Source organism: Caballeronia temeraria, assembly GCF_001544795.2.
In the GTDB taxonomy this organism is placed as follows: domain Bacteria; phylum Pseudomonadota; class Gammaproteobacteria; order Burkholderiales; family Burkholderiaceae; genus Caballeronia; species Caballeronia temeraria.
In genome coordinates, this window is record NZ_FCOI02000032.1 from 36,290 (window position 1) to 54,857 (window position 18,568).

Here is an 18,568-nt window from a genome sequence, read left to right on the forward strand (position 1 = left end):
GCCGGTCGCGCGGGGCGTTTTGCTTTGTGCGCGGCGCGCGTCGCGGCTCAAGATTCCGCATCTATTGCCGTTAAATTGCGAGCAGCTTTCGATTACGAGGCGGCGTCGCAAGCCGGCGCGCAAACGTAAAAACCGCCCGCGATCGAAGGCCGCAAAGCGAGCGCCCGCCCCGGCGCATCCTTCGGCTCTTCCAACCAGATCGTGAATAAACTTTCCTTCAAGACCAAGCTCATGAGCACCGTGGGCTTCGTATGGCTCAGTCTGATTCTTCTTTGCGCGGTCAACGCGATCTCCACCAGACATTCGCTGATGAAGAACCGTCAGGATGCGCTCGCCGAACAGGTTCAGTCGGCGACGAGCGTCGTCCGGTTCTATGTGAAGCAGGCGCAAAGCGGCGCGCTGTCCGACGAAGAGGCGAAGAAGCTCGCCATCGCCAGTGTGCGCGCGATTCGCTACGGCACGAGCGGTTATGTCGGCATCCTCGATTCGAAGTTGTTCCAGATCCTGAACCCCGTGCGCCCCGATACGGAGAACAAGATCAATGATTTCGTCGATAGCACCGGCAAGCATTTCACCGGCGAAATCGTGAAGCACGGCCTCGACGGCTCGCATGTCACGACCTATCTCTATCCGAAGCCCGGCGAGACCGAGCCGCTGCCGAAGATCACCTATGGCGACTACGTGCGCGAATGGGACTGGCACGTGTACACGGGCGCGTATATCGACGATATCGACGCCGCCTTTCATGCGGTCGTGCTCAAGTCGTTGCTGCTCATCGGCGTGATCGGCGCGGCGCTGACCTTCGCGATGACGCTCATCATCCGCGGCGTGCTGAAGAGCATCGGCGGCGATCCGCGCGATGCGGCGATCGTCTGCCAGCGCATCGCGGCCGGCGATCTCGCGCAGACCGTGCACGTGCAGCGCGGCGACGATTCGAGCCTCATGCATTCGATGCACACGATGCAGTCGCGTCTCACGCAGACGATCGCGCAGATCAAGCTCGTCGCGGACGGCATCACGGCGGCGTCGCGCGAAATCGCGGACGGCCATCACGATCTGTCGTCGCGCACCGAAGAGCAGGCGGCTTCGCTCGCGGAAACGGCATCGAGCATGGAAGAGCTCACGTCGACCGTGCGACTGAACTCCGACAACGCGGGCGAGGCGTGCCAGCTCGCGGCGAGCGCATCGTCGACGGTGGACAGCGGCAGCGGCGTCGTGCTCGGCGTCGTCGCGACGATGGACAAGATCGCGGGCAGCTCGGAGAAGATCGTCGACATCATCGGCGTGATCGAAGGCATCGCGTTTCAGACCAACATTCTCGCGCTGAACGCGGCCGTCGAAGCGGCGCGCGCGGGCGAGCATGGCCGTGGTTTCGCGGTGGTCGCATCGGAAGTGCGGGCGCTCGCGCAGCGCTGCGCGGCGGCGGCGAAAGACGTGAAGACGCTCATCGACGAATCGGTGACGAACGTCACGGCGGGCCAGGATCTCGCGCAGCAATCCGGCGACACGATGAAGCAGATTCTCGCGTCGGTCTCGCGCGTGACGGACATCATGAACGAGATCTCGTCGGCTTCGTTGCAGCAGACGCAGGGCATCGAGCAGGTTGGCGTCGCGATCACGCAGATGGACGCCGTCACGCAGCAGAACGCGGCGCTTGTCGAGCAGGCGACGGCCGCGGCGTCCGCGCTCGCGGTGCAGGCCGAAGAACTGAAGCGTGCGGTCGCGGTGTTCAGGACCTGAACGAAGACAAAAGGCGTTGGCGAATCGTCAGACCGTGGCATAGCGCGTGCTGAACTATCTGGTGCGAACCGGCCGCTCGCGCACATCGCGGCGGCCGGCAGGCAGAACCCAGCCGCAAGCATCGCATTTCGCTAACAGCCAACAGGAGTCTTCGATATGAAACGTTTTGCCCTTTCCGCCGCTGCCGGCGCTTTCGCGCTCGTCTGTGCGTCCGCATTCGCGCAGGACAATCCGCCGAGCTCGAACACGGGCATGCAGGCCGGCGACAACGCGCAGACCACGGCGCAGCCCGCGCAGCCGAATTCGCATGCGCACAAATCGACGCAGTCGAAGAAGATGCACAAGAGCACGATGAACGCCGGCCCGTCGACGCAGCCGGGCGGCACCGCGACGCCGAGCGGTCCGGGCGCGCCGGTCAGCGCGAGCGGCTCCGGCCAGTAACGCGCGCTGCAATGACGAACGGGACGCCGCGCGGCGTCCCGTTTTTTATTTCGCGAAGAGCGACGACATATCGGCAAATGCCTTGATCTCGACGGCATTGCCCGACGGATCGAGGAAGAACATCGTCGCCTGCTCGCCGACTTCGCCCTTGAAGCGCACATGCGGCTCGATGATGAAGCGCGTGCCCGCCGCGCGCAGCTTGTCCGCGAGCTCTTCCCATTGCGGAATCGACAGCACGACGCCGAAGTGACGCACCGGCACGGCGTCGCCATCGACGGCGCTCGTCGTGCGATGCCCGCATTCTTCCGGCGCGAGATGCGCGACGATCTGATGTCCGTAGAAATCGAAATCCACCCAGGCGTCCGAGCTGCGGCCTTCCGGGCAGCCGAGCAGTTCGCCATAGAACTCGCGCGCGGCGGCGAGGCTGTGAACGGGGAACGCGAGGTGAAACGGCGGCATGGCGTGCTGGGTCGTGCTCATGGCGATTGTCCTTATTACGACGTGTGGGGAACGGAAGCCACAGCCTATTAATAAATATTTCTGTTGAAAAACGATATATTTCTGGAGTCAGACCAAATATTTTCGATGAATCGACATGCTGCGCGAACTCCAGACTTTCATCGCGGTGGCGCGCCACGGGACTTTCGCGGGCGCGGGCGCGCACATCGGCCTCACGCAATCGGCGGTCAGCGCGCAGATGCAGCGCCTCGAGGCGCATCTCGGCGTCAAGCTGTTCGACCGCACGGGACGCTCCGCGACGCTCAACAAGACCGGCAAGCGCACGCTCGAACTCGCCGATGAACTGATCGCGCTGTACGCGCGCCTTGCCGGGCCGGAAGGCGATGACGGGCGCGGCGGCTCGCTGTCGGTGGGCGCGATCGCGTCGGCGCATGCGGCGCTTTTGCCCGACGCGATCGATGCGTTCCGGCGCATGCTGCCCGCGTGGCGCATCCGGCTCGTGCCGGGCGTCTCGCTCAATCTGCTCGCGAGCGTCGATGCCGGCGAGATGGACATGGCCGTCATGATCCGCCCGCCGTTCTCGCTGCCGGCGGAGCTGCAATGGCGTCCGCTCGTCGCGGAGCCGTTCGTGCTGCTCGCGCCCGCCGCGAAGAAGGGTGGCGACTGGCGCGCGCTGATCGGCTCGGAGCCGTTCATCCGCTATGACCGGCGTTCGTTCGGCGGCCGGCAAGTGGACGCGTTTTTGACGAAGCGCCGCATCGCGGTGCGCGATTCGATCGAAGTCGACGAGTTGCCGGGCATCGCGCAACTGGTGGCGCGCGGGCTGGGCGTGGCGCTCGTGCCGGTGTCCGATGGCATCGGTGCGTGGCCGCGCGGCGCGGTCGCGCTCGATCTCGGCGATGACACGTTTCATCGCGAGATCGGCCTTGTCGAGCGTGCGCGGCGCGTGCGTGCGGACGAGCCGGACGCGGCGGCGCGCCTCGCCGCGTGCATCGTCGAGGCGGCGAAGCGTGGCGGCGCCAGCGCGGCCGCGAAACGCGCGCGGACGCGTAACGCGGCCTAGAATGCGTGGCAGAGCCGCTTCCTTCGGTGAGTGCCTATGGATGACGAGCAGCACATCGGCGACGCGAAAACGCGTCTCGCGGATTCCACGCTGACGATCGCGCAAGCGCTCGGGCATCGCGTGCGGGCGGCGAATGCGTGGCTCGATCGCGTGGACCCGGGCACGCATCGGCGCATCAAGGGCTTGCGGCTCGTCACCGCGTACGGGCTCGCGGCGGCGCTCGGCGCGTTGCAGGACGTGACGCAGAGCGTGCCGTCGGGCGTGTCGGTGGGCGCGCTCGCGGGCGGTTTCGCGCTGTGGGCGAGCGTGTCGGAAGCGCGCAGCACGCGCTTCGAGTCGAGCCGCGATCTCGTCATTCTGTGCCTCGCGGCGGCGTTCGGCGCGTTCACCTTCACGCTGTTCGCGCCGATGCTTCGTGGCTTCGGGCGCGGCGGCGCCGAGCTGATTCTCGTCACGGGCGCGTTCCTCGCGGGCTATCTGAAGCGCTTCGGAATGACCGGCGCGGGCGTTGGCTCGCAGCTTTATATCGGCCAGCTTCTCGGGTATGGAATGAATCTCAGGCCCGGCGATTCATGGGCGATCCTGCTCGCGTTGCTGATCGGCATGCTCGCGGCTGTCGTGCCGCGCGTGTTGAGCGGGCCGGCGGAGCATCCGGTCGTGCTGCCTGCGCTGGCGTCCGAGCCGGCTTACGGGCGTCACGCGATCTCGCCCGCATTCGCGATGGGCCTGCAGGCGGCGTGCGGCGCGCTCGTCGTGGTGGCGTTGAATCGCCTGTTCGGGCTGGCGGAATCGGCGTGGGCGATCACGGCTTGCGTGTATGTCGTCGCGACGTCGGCGGTCGGGACGGCGGAGCGCGTGCGGCGACGCATTTACGGCACGCTCGTCGGCGTGCCGATCGGCATCGTGTGTCTGCCGCTCGCCGAGCATTGGCCGCTCGTCGTCTGGACACTGTCCGCGTTCGCGATGATCGCCTATGCGATGGCGCTGCCCGAGCGATATGACATCGCGTGCGGAGCGTTCGCGTTCGTGCTCATCGTGACGCTTGCCGCGAGCGGCGTGCATTCGGTCGAGCTGCTCACGGCGCGCGCGTGGGAGACCTTGCTGGGCGGCGCGCTCGGGTTGATCGCGTCACGGATCGTCTTTCCGTTGCGGATGGTGAGGGCGTAATCGCCCTCAACTCTGCGTCGCCTTCTCCAGCAACTTATCCAGCACGTCGAAGTCCACCGGCTTCACCAGATGCGCGTGGAAGCCCGCCTGCGCGGAGCGTTCCTTGTCGCTCTCCTGCCCGAAGCCCGTCATCGCCACCACCGTCGCATGCCCGAGGAGCCGTTGCGAGCGCAAGGTGCGCAGCACCGCGTGCCCGTCCATATCGGGCAATGCGAGATCGAGCAGAATCAGCTCAGGCGGAAAATGCCGGATGACATCGAGCCCTTCCTTGCCGTGATAGGCAATGCGCACGTCGTGCCCTTTCATCTGCAACAGCATGGCGAGGCTATCGGCGGAATCCCGGTTGTCGTCGATGACGACGATGCGCAGACCGCCGCCCACGCCCTGCGTCGCACTCTGGGCGAGCACGCGATGCGGCCGCGGCGCATCGTCTTCGGACGCGTAGGGCAGGCGCACGGTGAACGTGCTGCCCTGATTCGGCCCGGCGCTCGCCGCGCTGATCGAGCCGCCATGCATCTCGACGATCGAGCGGCACAGCGTGAGTCCGATGCCGAGCCCGGCCTCGCCCGGATTGAGATAGTGATCTTCCTGCACGAACAGATCGAAGATGGACGTGAGGCCCTTCTGCGAAATGCCGCGCCCCATGTCGATCACTTTCAGCAGCAGCGCCGTGGCTTCGCACTCGACTTCGACCGAGATCGTGCTTCCGCGCGGCGAGAACTTCGACGCATTGTTCAGCAGGTTCTGCACGACCTGCACGAGCCGCGTACTGTCGCCCAGGACGTGGGCCGGCTCCGTCGGCAGCTTCGTCACGACGCGCTGCGTGCGTTCATCGATGAACGGATGCACGAGCTCGATGCTGCGCGCGACGATATCGCTCACGTCCACGCGCGCCATGCGCAAATCGATCTTGCCCGTGGTGATGCGGCCCATGTCGAGCAGATCGTCGACGAGCCGGCCGAGATGCGAAGTCTGTCTGTCGATGATGTCCCGGCACGCGGCGACGCGCGGCGACATGTCCGCTTCCATCTGCATCACGCCGACCGCGTTGCGCACCGGCGCGAGCGGATTGCGCAACTCGTGCGCGAGCGTCGCGAGAAACTCGCTGATGCGCCGCGACGAGACTTCGAGCTGCTCCAGGCGCTTTCGCTCGCTCATGTCGCGGGTGACTTTGGCGAACCCGCGCAGCACGCGATGTTCGTCATACACCGCCGTGATCACGACGTTCGCCCAGAACAGCGAGCCGTCCTTGCGCACGCGCCAGCCTTCGTTTTCCACGCGGCCCGCGCGGATCGCGGTTTGCAGTTCGATCTCGGGAACGTTGGCGTCGAGATCCTCGGGGCAGTAGAAAGTGGAGAAGTGCTTGCCCAGAATCTCCGACGGGCGATAACCCTTGATGCGCATCGCGCCGGTATTCCAGCTCGCGATATGGCCGGCCGGATCGAGCATGAAGATCGCGTAGTCGCTCACGCTTTCCACGAGCAGACGAAAGCGCTCTTCCGAGAGCCGCAGCTTCTCTTCCTCGGCGCGCTTCGCGGTGAGATCGCGCGTGTATTTCGCGTAGCCGATGATCTCGCCCTTCGTGTCGCGCGCCGCCGTGATGACCACATTGGCCCAGAAGAGCGAGCCGTCCTTGCGCACGCGCCAGCCTTCGTCCTCGAAGCGGCCTGTCGCGTAGGCCTGTTTCAGCTCGTATTCGGGCCAGCCGCGCGCCACGGATTCCTCGGTGTAAAAGCGCGACAGGTGTTGCCCGATGATCTCGTGCGCCTCATACCCCTTGATCTTGCGCGCGCCCTTGTTCCAGCTCGTGATGCGGCCGTTCAGGTCGAGCATGAAGATCGCGCAGTCCTCGATCGCATCGACGAGCGCGTGATACTGCGGCTCGCTCATCGAAGGCGCCGAGGGCGCATGGCGGGCGATGTCGAGCGTCGAAGCGGCTTTGGGTCTGGTCATGGGTCTGGTTGGTTCGCGCGGCGGACGATTCCTGGACAAAACGTCCGCCGACGCCACAGTCTACCCGCAGCCCCGGCATCGCTGCCATGCCTTTGTAACGAGGTAGCTATCCGCGTGCCGTCGCTAGAAAGCGTGCATCGGCAGCGCACGATGCGATCGATTCGCACAATGCGCTTCATACATGCGCGACGCATCCATCCGTTCTTAACCGTGCTTTTGAGGGGATTTCAACGCCGATTCGCGCACGTAGACTGCGTGCACATTTCAGAAGGTCGGTTGCTGGCAGGCAGTGCAATGAGGCCGATTGAAGTGGCCATGTGAAACCCTCAGGAGCACTATCATGATCGGCAATCTCAAAGGCATCATCTTCGTCGCGGCGCTCGCGGGCGCTTCCTATGCGCTCGCAAGCGGCTATGGTCCCGCACCGCATTACACACCGATGGACGGCGCGCCCACGTCGCAGCAAGGCATGAACATGCAGACCATCGCGCAGGATGCGGAGCAGAGCAACGACGCGAGCGTCGATAAATCGAAGCAGGACAGCCCGCTCATCCAGGCGCAGGATTAAAGCGCATCTGTATGAAGTCGCATCCCGCCATTGATCGGCGGGATGCGATCCGCGTTCAGTGGAACGCCTGACTCGCGGCGCGCTGCGCGTCTGCGGCGCCGGCTGTCTCGACCGTTTCCTTTGCGCGCCCGATCTCGATCTTCGGCATGAAGAGCATCGCGATCACGGTGCCGAGCGCGATCACGAACATCGCCGTGAACGTCAGATGCAGCGAATGATGCAGGACGAGGCGAATGTCGTTGTTCATCGCGAAGTCGCCGGGCACGGAAGAGAGCAGTTGCTTCAACTGATCCGCATGCACGGGCGGCAGGCCGTCCGTGTGCGTGAGGCCGTAGTTCTGCACCGCGCCGAACACCGCCGCGCCGAGCGTGTTGCCGAGATTGCGCGAGAACAGGTTCGATGCCGTCGCGCTGCCGCGTTCGAGCGGCTGCACGATTTCCTGGATCAGGATGAGGCACGACACGCTCGTAATGCCCATGCCGAAGCCCAGCACCGCCGAGCCGACGCCCGCCCACAGCGGGCTCGATTGCGGGCCGAGCAGCACGAACGGCAACGCGCCCAGCGGAATGAACACCGGGCCGATCATCAGCAGACGCCTCAGACCGATGCGGCTGAACGAGCGCGACGTGAAGGTGGCGCCGCTCGGCCAGCCGATCATCATCATCGTGAGCGCGAGGCCCGCCTGCACCGGCGTGCGGTGCATCACGCCCTGCACGTACATCGGCAGGAAGGTGGTGAGGCCCATCATCGCCATGCCGGCGAGGAGCGTCGCGACGTTGCTCGCCGCGATCGGCCGATGCGACCACAGCTTGAACGAGATCATCGGATCGGCGGCGCGGCGTTCCTGCACGACGAAGCCCGCGATGGCCAGCACCAGCACCGCGATTTCCACGCCGACGCGCAGGTTGCTCGCGTGACCGGCGTCGGTGAGCGCCATCATCAGCGCGGCGACGGCGGCGGTGAAGAAGAACGCGCCCGCGAGATCGATGGCCGGGCGGTCGTGGCGCTTCTCCTCGTGCAGAAAGAGCGTGAAGAGCAGCGCGGCCAGGATGCCGATCGGCACGTTGATCCAGAAGATCCACGCCCACGAGAACTGGCGGATCAGGAGACCGCCGACCATCGGCCCGAGCACGGCGGACACCGCCCACACGCTCGCCAGATAGCCCTGCACCTTGCCGCGTTCGCGCGCCGGGTACAGATCGCCGACGACCGTCAGCGCGACCGGCAGGATCGCGCCCGCGCCGACGCCCTGAATCAGCCGGAAGACGATCATCGCGGGCATCGACCACGCGAAGCCCGCGAGCACCGAGCCCATCAGGAAAATCACGATGCCCGCGAGGATCGCTGGCTTGCGGCCATACAGGTCCGCGAGCTTGCCGAACACGACCGTGAGCGCCGTCTGCGTGAGCAGGAACGACGAGAACACCCAGCTATAGAGATTGAGGCCGCCGAGCTGCGTCGCGATTTGCGGCATCGCCGTGGAGACGATGGTGGCTTCGATCGCGACCATGGCCATCGAGGCCATCACCGCGGCAATGACGAGGGGACGGACGGTTTTGCTGTTCTGTGACATGCGGTTTTGAATGGCCTATCCGCCGCCGCGCGAACCGCAATGACGATACGCGCAGGCGGGTCATGCCCGAATGATGGAGATGCGGCGGCGACGTTCAGGCTTGCAGAATCCTTGCAGCCAACGCAATGTCGCCGATGAAGAAGCGCCGGTTGCAATGTTATCCCGCCGCGCGAATCGCTGCTCGATGGGCCGGCGGCGCGCTCATTCAACGCTAATTCTTCGCACCTACGCTGGTTCTGTGGACGGGCGGCGCGCTTCCCCGGCAATCTGCGGCCCGTTTCACGTTCTCGTATCTCCTCAGCCCTTGGCGCCGGCCGCATGGACCGGCGCTTTTTTTCTCCTCCGCGCTTACGCGCATCTGTCATGCACATGTCGTCTTTCAGACCGAAATCGCCGGGAATGTCGCCTAAAATCGAACGGGCTGCAGCGTTGCCCCGTTCCCTTCCGAAGCGGCGGACCCGAATGATCAAGTCACTGAAGAATCAGCTGGTGCTCGCGCTCGGGCTGCTCGTCACCGTGATTGGCGTCGTGCAGGGCGTGAGTTCGTATCAGCTGAGCAAGACCGGCATGAGCGCGCTGCTCGACATGCGGCTCGAACAGGTGGCGGCGCGTCTGCGCGACGGACTCGCCGAAAGCCTGCCGAAAAATCCCGCGCGCGGCACGCAGGACGAGCGCGACGTCGTCGCCGTCGTGTGGAAGCCGGGCCAGGATGTGCCGTTCCGCACGACCGACCCGTCGCTGCATTTTCCGCGCGACGCGCAGCCGGGCTTCTCCGGCGCCGAATTCAACGGCGAGCACTGGCGCATCTTCACGCGCCAGGAGCCGACCATGACGATTCAGGTCGCGCAACGCTCGTCGATCCGTCGCGAGATCACGCAGGAAGCCGCGACGCAAACGCTCTGGCCGATCGCCGTGCTGCTGCCGCTCGTGTGGATCGCGGTGGCGCTCGTCGTGCGGCGCTCGCTGCGTCAGTTGAACGAACTCGGCGCGGAAGTGAGCGCGATCGACATGGGTCATCTCCAGCCGCTGTCGACGGTCGGCGTGCCCACGGAAATCGAGCCCTTCATCCATTCGATCAACACGATGATCGAGCGCCTCGCGAGTTCCATCGAAAAGGAGCGCAAGTTCATCGCCGATGCCGCGCACGAACTGCGCACGCCGCTCACGGCGTTGCAGCTTCAGGCCGACAATCTCGCGCCGCATATCTATCCCGGCAATCAGGAGCGCTTTCAGGAGTTGCGCAAGGGCATCGCGCGCAGCGGCAAGCTCATCACGCAACTGTTGCGGCTCGCGCGCGCCGATGCGCCGATGAATGGCTCGCCGCTCGCCCGCGTCGACCTCTCGGAAGTGGTGACGGGCGCCGTCGCCGATGTGCTGCCGATCGCGCTCGCGCGCGGCATGGATATCGGCGCGGAGGAAATGGTGAACGCGCACGTGCGCGCGGTGGAAACCGACATCGGCATGGCGGTGAAGAATCTCGTGTCGAACGCGGTGCGCTATACGCCCGACGGCGGCACCATCGACCTGCACATGCGACGCGACGGCGACATGGTGTGGATCGACGTGATCGACACCGGACCGGGCATCGACGAGACCTTGCTGCCGCGCGTCTTCGACCGCTTTTTCCGCGCGAATCCGGACGTGGAGGGCAGCGGGCTGGGGCTTTCCATCGTGAAGGCGATCGCCGCGCGCTACGGCGGCGACGTGACGCTGAAAAACCGCAGCGACGGACGCTCGGGCATCGTCGCTTCGATCGGCTTTCCGGTCGAGGAAGTCAAGGAAAACACGGTCGCGCTCGCATTAAACCTTTAGTGATTTGCGCGCGGTTTTACGCCGATTACAATGCATTCGCTGCGTGGCGCGAAGCGATCATCGCCGGTCAGTAGAAGAGCACAAAGACCGGTCGTGCGTTTTCGATTCTTCCGATCCTTCGGGCCGCATTCCGGGCGCGTGGCGCGCGCCATTCTCGCGACGCGCGGGGTGGAACATGCGAATTCTTCTGATCGAAGACGACGTGCAGATTGGCACGAGCCTCATGCGTGCGCTCAAGGATGCCGACTATGCCGTGGACTGGGTGCGCGACGGCAACGCCGGCCGCGAGGCGATCAACGCCGCCGAATACACCGTGGTGCTGCTCGATCTCGGCTTGCCGGGCATGACAGGCATCGAGCTCTTGCGGCAGGCGCGCACCGCCGGCAACGCGACGCCGGTGCTGATCCTCACCGCGCGCGACGATCTCGACACACGCGTGCAGGGCCTCGATCTCGGCGCCGACGATTACCTGCTGAAACCCTTCGACATGCCCGAGCTGCTCGCGCGCATCCGCGCCGTGCTGCGCCGCAAGGCGGGCTACGCGGTCTCGCGTCTCGGCGACGATTCGATCAGCCTCAATCTCGATCAACGCACGCTCACGTGCGGCGAAAATTCGGGCGTGCTGTCCGCGCGTGAATTCGCGCTGATGCACGCGCTGCTCGAACGTCCCGGCACGATTTTCTCGCGCGACCAGCTCGAAGACCGGCTCTACGGCTGGGGCAAGGAAGTCGAGAGCAACGCGGTCGACGTGCTGATCCATTCGGTGCGCAAGAAGTTCGGAGCGGGCGTGATCCGCAACGTGCGCGGACTCGGCTGGACCGTGATGCTCGGCCAGTCGGGCCGCGAGGAAACGAAATAGCGCGCGGTTCATCGCTTAATCGTATCGACGGCCGAGCGAGCCGCAAAAGTACATGCTGTAGTCGTGATCCTGCGTTTCGACCTGACGCATGCGCCGTTCGAGATCGGCGAGATCGCTCGACGATGCGAGATAGGCGTCGCGCGTTTCCTGCGCGGTGTGAATCGAAAAGAGACTGTCGATGGAGTGAGTGAGACGTTCAAACATGATGTGCTCCCGTCGTTGAAGGAAGGCCGATGAGTGGGCAGACGAAAGCAGGTTATGCCCCGCGAATTAGCGGCGAATGAGAACGCGGGCGCGTGCTTCGCGGCATGCGCCATGCTGCTCTTCGCATGACGAAGCGTTCGGCAACGCACCGTGACATGGATCGCGCAGCGGGAAGGCACTGCCGCGTCGCACCATCCCGTGATATTGTGTTTCGTAGGGGTTTCATACGGAACGGTGCGCTCTCCGCATTCGTCGATCGTCTCTCGTGAAGGCCGCCATGAACGATGTGTCTCGTACCCTCAGTGCCCGCGACCGCGTCGAGCTGCTCTGCTGGCTCACGTGCGGCAGTCTCGGCGCGTACTACCTGAATGGCGACTGGCCCGCGGCGTCTTTTCACGTGCAGGCGGCGCACAAATGGCTCGAACGGCATCAGCGGCTGGCGGACTGGCTCACGGTCGCGAAGCTTGCGGCCATCGCCCGCGAAATCGCCACGCAACACTGCGCAATGCTCGAAGCGGACTGGGCGCGCGCCGCCGTCGAAGAAATTCTCGACAGCGAAGACCTGAACTATCAATCGGATGTCGTGCGGCAGGTTTTCGACGACTGCCGCCGCGCGCTCGCGGAAAAGCGCACGCCGGAATGACGTGCCGGTCCCGCACAGTCTGGCCCTAGCGCGAATCACTGTATGGATGTACAGTAAGCCATTTTCCTGGCCTGGCGGCACTGCCACGAGCATGTTCGGTGCGTTCGTTCCTGTCGATTTCGCTTTGAGCGCGTCTCTTCGCGCGGCGGCGAGCTGACCGCTGCACATGGACGCGCCGTCTTCCGCACTGCTGCCGCGCCGCATCGCGCATCTCGACATGGATGCGTTCTTCGCGTCGGTCGAGCTTCTGCGTTATCCCGAGCTGCGCGGCATGCCGGTCGTGGTCGGCGGCGGCCGCAGCGCCACGCCCGAAACGCTTCCTGACGGCACGCGCCGGTTCAGACGTCTGCGCGACTATGCGGGACGCGGCGTCGTGACCACGTCCACCTACGAGGCGCGCAAGTTCGGCGTCTTCTCCGCGATGGGCATGATGAAAGCCGCCCAGCTCGCACCCGACGCGATCCTTCTGCCCACCGATTTCGAGTCTTATCGCCATTATTCGCGGCTCTTCAAGGCGGCCGTCGCGACCTTTACGGCGCAGATCGAGAATCGCGGCATCGACGAGATTTATATCGACGTGAGCGATCTGCCCGGCGAATCGGCCGAGATCGGGCAAAGCATGAAGGACGCCGTGCGCGACGCGACCGGGCTCACGTGCTCCATCTGCATCGCGCCGAACAAGCTGCTCGCGAAGATCGGCTCCGAACTGGACAAGCCCGACGGTCTCACCATCCTCACGATGGACGATCTGCAAACGCGCATCTGGCCGCTCGCCGCGCGCAAGGTGAACGGCATCGGGCCGAAGGCGAGCGAGAAGCTCGCGGCGCTCGGCATCGTCACCGTGGGCGATATCGCCGCCGCCGATCCCGGTCTGCTGCAGACGCATTTCGGTCATACGTATGCCGCGTGGCTCGCGCGGATCGCGCAGGGTCAGGACGAACGGGCCGTCGTCGTGACCTCGACGCCCAAGTCGATGAGCCGCGAGACGACCTTCGAGCGCGACTTCCATCCGAAGCAGGATCGCGCGACGCTTTCCGCCGAGTTCACCGGGCTTTGCACGCGCGTCGCCGAAGATTTGCAGCGCAAGGGCTATGTCGGGCGCACGGTCGGCATCAAGTTGCGTTTCGACGACTTCCGCACCGTCACGCGCGATCTGACGGTGCCCGTCGCGACGGCGGATCCCGTTGAAATTCGCCGTGCCGCGACCGAATGCCTGAAGCGGATCGTGCTCGATCGCCGCATCAGACTGCTGGGCGTGCGCGTCAGTGCGCTCGCCGGGCGTGACGAAAGCGGCTTCGTCGAGCCGGTGCAGGTCGAATTGCCGTTCGATATCGCCGGCGAATAGTCCTCTGCGTTTCCCCTCATGGCGCGTTCGTCGCCAAGTTATTAGTCTGATCAATACATCGGGCTTTCAATCGGTTACGCGACACACATACTTAATTAAATCGTGTCGCTAAGTTCTCACAGTCACACGTAAGTCGCGCTTCTGGACGCAGGACATCGGCTCGCTGATGCGGGTCATCTCACATGCACCCGGGGAAAACGAGAATGAGAAAGCGGACGTTGGTCTGGATGATAAGCAGCGTCGTCTGTTCGGGGACGGCATTCGGGCAGGAGATTTTCACGCAGGGCGGAACGCAAGGCATCGGAATCGGCGCGGCGTTTTCGCTGGGTTCGTCCTTCGGCGTGCACGCCGATTTCAACGGCTGGAACTACGGCCGCGGTTTTAATCTGGGCGGCAATCGTTACGAAGGCGATGTGCGCCTGAGGCAAGGCGGCATCTACCTCGATTACTTCCCGTTCGAAAGTCGCGGATGGCGCGTCACGGCGGGCGTGCGGTTCAACGACGACTCGCTCACCGCCGTGTCGCAGCAGAATAACGGCACCTACGTATTCGAGCGCAAGCGCTTCGCCGTGCCGCCCGACGCGACCGCCACCGCGACGGTCAAATACCCGGCCGCGATGCCGTACTTCGGCCTGGGCTTCGGACATGCGCCGGCGGGCAAGGGCTTCGGGTTCGTCGCGGATATCGGCGTCGCGTATGGCGTGCCGAAAACGACCTACACCTTGTCGCCGAGCCTGGCGCAGATCGCGGGATCGAACAGCGCCTTGCTGATCAGCACGGGCGAGCAGCAGCTCAACGACAAGGCGTGGCGTTATCGCTGGTATCCGGTGGTGCAGGTCGGCGTGTCGTATCGCTTCTAGGCGGCTTTAGCGATCCGGCGCATATTCAAAGCTTGGATGCTTCGTTGCGGGGCGGATCGGCGCGCGTTAGATTGATCGCTTCCCCGAAGCTATCGACTGCCATCCGCTCGCCCGTGACGATTCAGACCGACCCCAATTTTGCCCTCGCTTCGCGCAAAGCACTCGAGGAAGCCGCCGATCAAACCATCGAAATTCGCCGTTTCGACGCGCCGCTCGGCGCCGAAGTGATCGGGCTCGATCTGTCGAAGCCGGTGTCGAATGCCGATTTCGCGCGCATTCACCGCGCGCATCTCGATCATCACGTGCTCGTGTTTCGCGATCAGCGCATCACGCCCGACGAGCAGATCGCGTTCAGCAGGCGCTTCGGCCCGCTGCAGATTCACGTGCTGCATCAGTTCGGGCTCGCGGGGCATCCGGAAGTGCTGATCGTGTCGAACATCGTGGAGAACGGCAAGCCGATCGGTCTCGGCGATGCCGGCCATTTCTGGCACTCCGATCTCTCGTACAAGGACAAGCCGAGCCTCGGTTCGCTGCTGCATGCGCAGGAACTGCCGGCGACCGGCGGCGACACGCTCTTCGCCAATCAGCATCTCGCGTGGGACGCGCTGCCCGCGCATTTGCGCAATGCAGTCGAAGGGCGCGTCGCCGAGCATACGTATCTCGCCAAATACGGCGAGTTGCAAAAGCGCAGTCCGTGGCGGCCCAATCTGTCGGCGGAGCAGATTGCGCAGGTCAAGCCCGTGACGCATCCGATCGTGCGCACGCATCCGGAAACGCGGCGCCGCGCGCTCTTCGTCAGCGAGCATTTCACGACGCGCGTGATCGGCGTTCCCGAAGACGAAAGCCGCGCCTTGCTCGCGGAATTGTTCGCGCATGGCACGAAGCCCGAGTTCATTTACCGGCATCAATGGCAGGCGCGCGACATGGTCTTCTGGGACAACCGCTCGGTCATGCATCTCGCGGCCGGCACGCCCGACGATCAGCGCCGCAAGCTGTATCGCACGACCATCGAAGGCGACGCGCCTTTCTAAGAACACTATTTTTTACGGGGTTTCATCGATGCATTCTCGAACAGGGAAGGGCGCCGTGCGCGCGCTCGCCGCCGCGCTCGCGGTCACGCTCGGCATGACGTCGGCGGGCGCGCGTGCGGAAGGCACGTTGCGTATCGCCGAACAATTCGGCGTCGTCTATCTGCTGCTCAATGTCGCGCGCGATCAGAAATTCATCGAGCAGGAAGGCAAGAAGGAGGGGCTCGATATCAAGGTCGACTGGGCCAAACTCTCGGGCGGATCGAGCGTCAACGATGCGCTGCTTTCCGGTTCCGTCGATATCGCGGCGGCGGGCGTCGGACCGTTGCTGACGATCTGGGATCGCACGCACGGACGGCAAAACGTAAAGGGCGTTGCATCGCTCGGCAATTTTCCGTATTACCTCGTATCGAACGATCCGCGCGTGAAGACCATCGCCGATTTCACCGACAAGGACCGTATCGCAGTGCCGGCGGTCGGTGTCTCGGTGCAGTCGCGCATCCTGCAATACGCGGCGGCGAAGCAATGGGGCGACAAGCAATACGATCGCCTCGACAAGCTCACGCAAGCCGTGCCGCATCCCGATGCGACGGCGGCGCTCATCGCGGGCGGCACGGAGATCAACGCGCACTTCGGCAATCCGCCGTTCCAGCAGCAGGAACTCGCGGGCAATCCGAAAGCGCATATCGTGCTCAATTCATACGATGTGCTCGGCGGCCCGAGTTCGGCAACTGTGCTCTACGCGACCGAGAAATTCCGCAACGAGAATCCGAAGACGTATCGCGCATTCGTCGCCGGTCTCGCCGATGCCGCGCGCTACATCACGCAGCATCCCGAGCAGTCCGCCGATATCTATCTGCGCGTGAACAACGCGAAGATCGACCGCGATCTGCTTATCAAGGTGATCAAGGATCCGTCGGTGCAATTCAAGGTCGCGCCGCAAAACACGTTCGCGCTCGCGCAGTTCATGCATCGCGTCGGCGTCATCAGGAACGAGCCGAAGTCGTGGCAGGACTACTTCTTCAGCGATCCCGCGACGAAGGACGGAAGCTGACGCCGCTTATCGACGATTGCGAATTCGATATGCGCAATGATTGGTTCGCTCGGGCGCAGCGCGCCGGTATCGTGATCGTTTGCAATCGGGCAGATGAACATGGCCGCCAATCCCCAAGCGCTTTATTCGCACGAAGCCGTTCGCGAGGCTTCCACGAGCGGCAAGCTGCTCAGCGCGAAGAACGTCACGCTCGAGTACCGCACGCCCGAGCGGCTCGTGCGCGCAACTCACGATGTCAGCTTCGATATCTATGGCGCCGATCGCTTCGTGCTGCTCGGGCCTTCGGGTTGCGGCAAGTCGACCTTGCTCAAGGCCGTTGCAGGTTTCCTCGAGCCGGTTGCGGGCAGCATCGAGATCGGCGGCGAGCGCGTGCGCGGGCCGGGCGCGGATCGCATCGTCGTGTTTCAGGAGTTCGATCAGCTGCCGCCGTGGAAAACCGTTGTGCAGAACGTCGCTTTTCCGCTGCGCGCCGCGCGCAAACTCGGCCGCGCCGAAGCACGCGAGCGCGCGCTGCATTATCTCGACAAGGTCGGTCTCGCCACATTCGCCGATGCCTATCCGCATACGCTATCGGGCGGCATGAAGCAGCGTGTGGCCATCGCACGCGCGCTCGCGATGCAACCGCGCGTGCTTCTGATGGACGAGCCCTTCGCCGCGCTCGATGCGCTCACGCGACGCCGCATGCAGGAAGAGCTTTTGCGCCTGTGGAGCGACGAGCGCTTCACGTTGTTGTTCGTCACGCATTCGATCGAGGAGGCGCTCATCGTCGGCAATCGCATTCTGCTGCTGACGCCGCATCCGGGACGCGTGCGCGCCGAGCTGAACAGTCATCAATACACGCAGGAAAGCTTGGGTCGCGGTGAGTTTCAGCAGAGCGTCGCGCGTATTCATCGATTGCTGTTCGAAGAGGAGACCGCGCTGTGAGCACGCCGCATCTGATCCAGCCGCCGGTGCGGCCGGAATACGAAGTCAAGCCCGCCGCGAGCGTCGCGGTCGAACATGAAGCACCGCTGCCGCTGTCGAAGCGGCTCGTGGATCGCTCGTGGCTGCGCAAGTCGATCATCGCGCTCGTGTTGATCGCATTGTGGGAAATCGCCGCGCGCGCCGTCGATAACGATCTGCTGCTGCCCACGTTCAGCGCGACCTTCGTCGCGTTCGTGCAGGGCATCGCGTCGGGCGAACTGATCGAGAAGATCGGTATTTCGATGTCTGTATTGCTGCGCGGCTATGCGCTCGGCGCGGCGCTTGCGTTCGTACTGACATCGCTGGCGGTATCGACGCGCATCGGCCGCGATATTCTTTCGATGCTCACCGCGATGTTCAATCCGCTGCCGTCCATCGCGCTGTTGCCGCTCGCGTTGCTATGGTTCGGCCTCGGCACGGGCAGTCTGTTATTCGTGCTCGTGCATTCGGTGTTGTGGCCGCTCGCGCTCAACACGTATGCGGGTTTTCAGGCCGTGCCTTCGACCTTGCGCATGACGGGCCGCAACTATGGACTCAACGGCATGCGTCATGTGATGCTGATTCTCGTGCCCGCCGCGTTGCCTTCGATTCTCGCCGGCTTGCGCGTGGGCTGGGCGTTCGCGTGGCGCACGCTGATCGCGGCGGAACTCGTGTTCGGCGCGAGCTCGGGCAAGGGCGGACTCGGCTGGTACATCTTCCAGAACCGCAACGAGCTTTACACGGACCGCGTGTTCGCGGGACTGGCGGCGGTCATCGTGATCGGGCTCGCGGTCGAGCATCTCGTCTTCGATACCGTCGAGCGCGTGACGGTGCGTCGCTGGGGCGTGCAGCAATAA

At 64.4% G+C, this 18,568-nt stretch carries 18 protein-coding genes; 14 read left to right on the forward strand and 4 right to left on the reverse strand.

What is annotated here, in order from left to right; genetic code table 11:
• Window positions 1-201: 201 nt before the first annotated feature.
• Together AWB76_RS42780 and AWB76_RS31380 are read left to right on the forward strand one after the other, a co-directional pair.
• On the forward strand, window positions 202-1,740 hold the full coding sequence (locus AWB76_RS42780) for a methyl-accepting chemotaxis protein (RefSeq protein ID WP_061164000.1): 1,539 nt from the start codon (window positions 202-204) through the stop codon (window positions 1,738-1,740).
• A gap of 156 nt (window positions 1,741-1,896) precedes the next feature.
• Window positions 1,897-2,181, forward strand: a complete 285-nt coding sequence (locus tag AWB76_RS31380) for a hypothetical protein (RefSeq protein ID WP_061164001.1) — start codon at window positions 1,897-1,899, stop codon at window positions 2,179-2,181.
• Between the two features lie 45 nt (window positions 2,182-2,226).
• On the opposite strand, the gene AWB76_RS31385 is transcribed toward AWB76_RS31380, so the two are convergent.
• Window positions 2,227-2,661, reverse strand: coding sequence for a VOC family protein (locus tag AWB76_RS31385; protein ID WP_061164002.1), 435 nt, complete (start codon window positions 2,659-2,661; stop codon window positions 2,227-2,229).
• Between the two features lie 115 nt (window positions 2,662-2,776).
• On the opposite strand from AWB76_RS31385, the gene AWB76_RS31390 reads away from it, so the two are divergent.
• Together AWB76_RS31390 and AWB76_RS31395 are read left to right on the forward strand one after the other, a co-directional pair.
• The gene (locus AWB76_RS31390) at window positions 2,777-3,703 is read left to right on the forward strand and encodes a LysR family transcriptional regulator (RefSeq protein ID WP_061164003.1); all 927 of its coding nucleotides are present in this window, start codon (window positions 2,777-2,779) and stop codon (window positions 3,701-3,703) included.
• Between the two features lie 36 nt (window positions 3,704-3,739).
• A complete protein-coding gene (locus AWB76_RS31395; protein WP_061164004.1) occupies window positions 3,740-4,870 on the forward strand; it encodes an FUSC family protein in 1,131 nt (376 codons plus the stop codon).
• Window positions 4,871-4,876: 6 nt separating this feature from the next.
• Here AWB76_RS31395 and AWB76_RS31400 read toward each other — a convergent pair whose 3' ends face one another.
• Window positions 4,877-6,823, reverse strand: coding sequence for a PAS domain-containing hybrid sensor histidine kinase/response regulator (locus tag AWB76_RS31400; RefSeq protein ID WP_061164005.1), 1,947 nt, complete (start codon window positions 6,821-6,823; stop codon window positions 4,877-4,879).
• Window positions 6,824-7,163: 340 nt separating this feature from the next.
• Here AWB76_RS31400 and AWB76_RS31405 point away from each other — a divergent pair, with 340 nt between their 5' ends.
• Window positions 7,164-7,391 (forward strand): hypothetical protein, encoded by a 228-nt coding sequence (locus tag AWB76_RS31405; protein WP_061164006.1) that lies wholly within the window; start codon window positions 7,164-7,166, stop codon window positions 7,389-7,391.
• A gap of 55 nt (window positions 7,392-7,446) precedes the next feature.
• Here the strand turns inward: AWB76_RS31405 and AWB76_RS31410 are convergent, their stop codons facing one another.
• Window positions 7,447-8,964, reverse strand: coding sequence for an MDR family MFS transporter (locus AWB76_RS31410; protein WP_061164007.1), 1,518 nt, complete (start codon window positions 8,962-8,964; stop codon window positions 7,447-7,449).
• A 462-nt stretch (window positions 8,965-9,426) separates the two neighbouring features.
• Between AWB76_RS31410 and AWB76_RS31415 the strand changes: the two genes are divergently transcribed.
• The gene (locus tag AWB76_RS31415) at window positions 9,427-10,776 is read left to right on the forward strand and encodes a sensor histidine kinase (RefSeq protein ID WP_061164008.1); all 1,350 of its coding nucleotides are present in this window, start codon (window positions 9,427-9,429) and stop codon (window positions 10,774-10,776) included.
• A 175-nt stretch (window positions 10,777-10,951) separates the two neighbouring features.
• Complete coding sequence (locus tag AWB76_RS31420) at window positions 10,952-11,635, forward strand: response regulator transcription factor (protein WP_061164009.1); 684 nt, start codon at window positions 10,952-10,954, stop codon at window positions 11,633-11,635.
• Window positions 11,636-11,650: 15 nt separating this feature from the next.
• Here AWB76_RS31420 and AWB76_RS31425 read toward each other — a convergent pair whose 3' ends face one another.
• Window positions 11,651-11,839, reverse strand: a complete 189-nt coding sequence (locus AWB76_RS31425; protein WP_061164010.1) for a DUF3563 family protein — start codon at window positions 11,837-11,839, stop codon at window positions 11,651-11,653.
• A 277-nt stretch (window positions 11,840-12,116) separates the two neighbouring features.
• Between AWB76_RS31425 and AWB76_RS31430 the strand changes: the two genes are divergently transcribed.
• The 7 genes from AWB76_RS31430 (at window position 12,117) to AWB76_RS31460 (ending at window position 18,568) form a co-directional block, all read left to right on the forward strand.
• Window positions 12,117-12,482, forward strand: a complete 366-nt coding sequence (locus AWB76_RS31430; protein WP_061164011.1) for a hypothetical protein — start codon at window positions 12,117-12,119, stop codon at window positions 12,480-12,482.
• A 166-nt stretch (window positions 12,483-12,648) separates the two neighbouring features.
• Window positions 12,649-13,827 carry a DNA polymerase IV gene (gene dinB / locus AWB76_RS31435; RefSeq protein ID WP_061164012.1) on the forward strand — a complete coding sequence of 393 codons (1,179 nt, stop codon included), beginning with the start codon at window positions 12,649-12,651 and terminating at the stop codon, window positions 13,825-13,827.
• A 227-nt stretch (window positions 13,828-14,054) separates the two neighbouring features.
• Complete coding sequence (locus AWB76_RS31440) at window positions 14,055-14,687, forward strand: hypothetical protein (protein ID WP_244173516.1); 633 nt, start codon at window positions 14,055-14,057, stop codon at window positions 14,685-14,687.
• Between the two features lie 119 nt (window positions 14,688-14,806).
• A complete protein-coding gene (locus AWB76_RS31445; RefSeq protein ID WP_061164042.1) occupies window positions 14,807-15,718 on the forward strand; it encodes a TauD/TfdA dioxygenase family protein in 912 nt (303 codons plus the stop codon).
• 28 nt (window positions 15,719-15,746) lie between these two features.
• Entirely contained in the window at window positions 15,747-16,769 is a 1,023-nt protein-coding gene (locus tag AWB76_RS31450; protein ID WP_061164014.1) for an ABC transporter substrate-binding protein, read from the forward strand.
• A 99-nt stretch (window positions 16,770-16,868) separates the two neighbouring features.
• Window positions 16,869-17,693, forward strand: coding sequence for an ABC transporter ATP-binding protein (locus AWB76_RS31455; protein WP_061164015.1), 825 nt, complete (start codon window positions 16,869-16,871; stop codon window positions 17,691-17,693).
• A complete protein-coding gene (locus tag AWB76_RS31460) occupies window positions 17,690-18,568 on the forward strand; it encodes an ABC transporter permease (protein WP_061164016.1) in 879 nt (292 codons plus the stop codon). The genes AWB76_RS31455 and AWB76_RS31460 overlap by 4 nt, the downstream gene beginning before the upstream one ends.